Annotated in this window: 3 protein-coding genes and 1 pseudogene; 3 read left to right on the top strand and 1 reads right to left on the bottom strand. The window is 72.5% G+C overall.

All coding sequences use genetic code 11. From position 1 onward, the window contains the following. Nucleotides 1-87 precede the first annotated feature (87 nt). Nucleotides 88-1,038 (top strand): 4-hydroxybenzoate octaprenyltransferase, encoded by a 951-nt coding sequence (gene ubiA, locus VI238_RS05510; RefSeq protein ID WP_331649292.1) that lies wholly within the window; start codon nt 88-90, stop codon nt 1,036-1,038. Nucleotides 1,039-1,142: 104 nt separating this feature from the next. Here ubiA and VI238_RS05515 read toward each other — a convergent pair whose 3' ends face one another. After that, nucleotides 1,143-1,865: a ComF family protein gene (locus tag VI238_RS05515; RefSeq protein ID WP_331649288.1), complete on the bottom strand. Its 723-nt coding sequence runs from the start codon at nt 1,863-1,865 to the stop codon at nt 1,143-1,145. Between the two features lie 106 nt (nt 1,866-1,971). Here VI238_RS05515 and bioB point away from each other — a divergent pair, with 106 nt between their 5' ends. Further along, the gene (gene bioB / locus VI238_RS05520; RefSeq protein WP_331649290.1) at nt 1,972-2,985 is read left to right on the top strand and encodes a biotin synthase BioB; all 1,014 of its coding nucleotides are present in this window, start codon (nt 1,972-1,974) and stop codon (nt 2,983-2,985) included. 29 nt (nt 2,986-3,014) lie between these two features. Next, nucleotides 3,015-3,301 (top strand): annotated as a pseudogene (locus VI238_RS05525) (8-amino-7-oxononanoate synthase); the annotation flags it as partial.

The raw sequence follows: 3,301 nt of genomic DNA on the forward strand, positions 1-3,301 counted from the left end.
GCAGAGGGCAACGCCGCCGACGCGCCCGGCCCGCGTGCCGACGGGCCTGCATTCGTGCCGTCGTTCGCGCGCACGGCCGTGCCCGCGATGCGCTCGCCGGCGCCCGCACGGCCCGCCGATACCTCGACGCGCAGCGCGCGCGTGATCGACTGGGCGCTCGGCTTCGCGCCGGACGCGCATCGCGCGCGCATCCGCGAGTACGTCCTGCTCATGCGGCTCGACCGCCCGGTCGGCGCGCTGCTGCTGCTGTGGCCGACGTGGTGGGCCTTGTGGTTCGCGGCGAACGACTTCCCGCCGCCGGGAGCGCTCCTCGTCTTCACGCTCGGGGTGTTCGTCATGCGCAGCGCCGGTTGCGTCATCAACGACTACGCCGACCACGGCTGGCTCGACGCGCACGTCGAACGCACGCGCGGACGGCCGATGGCCGCTGGCCGGGTCACGAAGAAGGAGGCGCTGCTGCTGTTCGGCGGCCTGCTCGCGTTCGCCTTCGTGCTCGTGCTGTTCACGAACGCGCTCACGATCGGGCTTTCCTTCGTCGGCGCCGCATTGGCGGCCGTGTATCCGTTCACCAAACGCGTGACGCACTTGGCCCAGGTCGTGCTCGGCGCCGCGTTCGGCTGGTCGATACCGATGGCGTTCGCCGCGGTGACCCATTCGCTGCCGCCGCTGTGCTGGCTGCTGTTCCTTGCCAACGTGCTGTTCTCGGTCGTCTACGACACCGAGTACGCGATGGTCGATCGCGACGAGGACATCCGCGTCGGCGCGAAGTCGACCGCGATCCTGTTCGGCGACGCCGACCGCGTGATCGTCGGCGTGCTCATGGCGACGTTCCTGCTCGCGATGCTGCTCGCGGGTACGCGCGTGCAACTGCCGTGGCCGTATTTCATCGGCCTCGCGGGCGCCGCGGGCCTGTTCGGCTGGCAGCAATGGCTGATCCGCGCGCGCGCCCGCGACGCGTGCTTCGCCGCGTTCCGCAACAACAACCTGGTCGGGCTGCTGATCTGGCTCGGGTTGTTGTTCGCGATGGCGGTTCGCTGAGCGCTGGCGATCGGTAGGCTCTCGCCGTGATCACGGCGCCGTCGGACTCGCGTTCGCGCGCCTCGCATGCACAGCGGACGTCGCGCCTCGGCGTCCCACCCCGGTCAGCGGCGCGGCGCGCGCGCGAGCGCCCATGCGTCGACGCGCGCCACACCGGCCCGCTTCAGCGTGCGCGCGGCTTCGCGCAAGGTCGCGCCCGTCGTCATGACGTCGTCGAACAGCGCGACGTGCCCGGGCCACGCGAAGCCCGGCGCGACGGCGAAGGCGCCGCGCAGGTTGCGACGGCGCATCTTCGCGTCGAGACCCGTCTGTGCGGGCGTGGCGCGCGGGCGCACGAGCAGGTCGTGCCGCAGTGGAACGTCGAGCGCGCGTGCGAGCGGGCGCGCGAGCTCGAGCGCCTGGTTGTAGCCGCGCTCGCGCAGCCGGGCGGTGTGCAGCGGGATCGGCACGAGCAACGCCGGCAATGCCGGTCGCCCGCGCGTCGCGCATTCGACGAGGCATTCGGCGAGCACGCGCCCGGCGGCGAGGTCGCCGTGAAACTTGAAGCGCGCCTCGAGCAGGTCGAGCGGATGGCCATAGCGCAGCGGCACCCAGGCGAGGTCGAACGGCGGCGCGCGGGCGAGGCACGCGCCGCACGCGGGCGCCGGGGTCGCGAGCGGCAGCGCACAGCATGGGCAGCACGGCGCATTGGGGGCGAGGTCCGCCGCACAGCCCGCGCAGAGGTCGCGACCGCCCGCGCCGCGGCCGCCGCAGAGCACGCAGCGAGGCGGCAGCACCACGCGCAAGGTGCGGTCGAGCCAGCCGTCAACCGCGCGTGCGATGCCCAAGTTGACAGCCTCCGGTCCGATGCCGAGACTGCCAAGCCTGCCCCGCGAGCGCGGACGATCGCGAGCGCGCCCGGCCACCCCGTTCGTACGACTTTCCGGATACCGCATGACCGCCTTGCGCCACGACTGGACCCGCGCCGAGATCCTCGCCCTGCTCGACCTGCCGTTCGCCGACCTCGTCGCGCGTGCGCAAGCCGTGCATCGCGAACACCACGACCCGAACGCGGTCCAGGTCTCGACCCTGCTGTCGATCAAGACCGGCGGCTGTCCCGAGGACTGCGCCTACTGCCCGCAGGCCGCGCGCTATGCAACCGGCGTCGATGCCGAGAAGCTCATGAGCCTCGATGCCGTGCTCGCGAAGGCGCAGGCCGCGAAGGCCGCTGGCGCGACGCGCTTCTGCATGGGCGCGGCGTGGCGCTCGCCGAAGGACCGCGACATCCCGAAGGTCGCCGCGATGATCGGCGCGGTCAAGGCGCTCGGCATGGAGACGTGCGCGACGCTCGGCATGCTCAGCGAGCCGCAGGCGCACGCGCTCAAGGACGCCGGCCTCGACTACTACAACCACAATCTCGACAGCGCGCCGGAGTTCTATTCCGAGATCATCCACACGCGCGAGTACCAGGATCGCCTCGACACGCTCGGCCACGTGCGCGACGCGGGACTCAAGACCTGCTGCGGCGGCATCGTCGGCATGGGTGAGTCGCGCGAGCAGCGCGCGGGGCTGCTGCACGCGCTCGCGACCCTGCCCGCGCATCCGGATTCGGTGCCGATCAACCGGCTCGTGCAGGTCGCGGGCACGCCGCTCGCCGGCACGCGCGCGCTCGATCCGTTCGAGTTCGTGCGCACGATCGCGGCGGCGCGCATCGTGATGCCGAAGTCGATGGTGCGCCTGTCCGCGGGCCGCGCCGAGATGAGCGACGAGCTGCAGGCGCTGTGCTTCCTCGCGGGCGCGAATTCGATCTTCTACGGCGAGAAGCTGCTCACGACCGGCAACCCCGACGTCGAGCGCGACCAGGCGCTGTTCACGCGCCTCGGCATCCACGCGCTCGAGGTCGAGGCCGAATCGAATACGGTGCACGCGGACATCGTCGATCGCTGCGCGGCCGAAGCGGCCGCCTGATCCCGCGCGTGCCGCCGCCGGCGAAGCCGATGCGTCCCGACCTGCTCGCCCGCCTCGCCGACCAGCAGGTGGGACGCGCACGCGCGTCGCTGCTGCGCCGGCTGCGCCGCGTCGATGCGGTCGACGGCGCCGGCATCACCGTCGAGGGCCGACGGCTGCTCAACTTCGCGAGCAACGACTACCTGGGCCTCGCGCAGCATCCGGCATTGCGCGAGGCCTTCGCGCGCGCGGCAGCGCGCTGGGGCGTCGGAGCGGGCGCGGCACACCTCCTCGGCGGACACCGCGACGAGCACGCGGAACTCGAGCAGGCGCTCGC

This window comes from Dokdonella sp., from assembly GCF_036518555.1.
Classification (GTDB): Bacteria; Pseudomonadota; Gammaproteobacteria; order Xanthomonadales; family Rhodanobacteraceae; genus Dokdonella_A.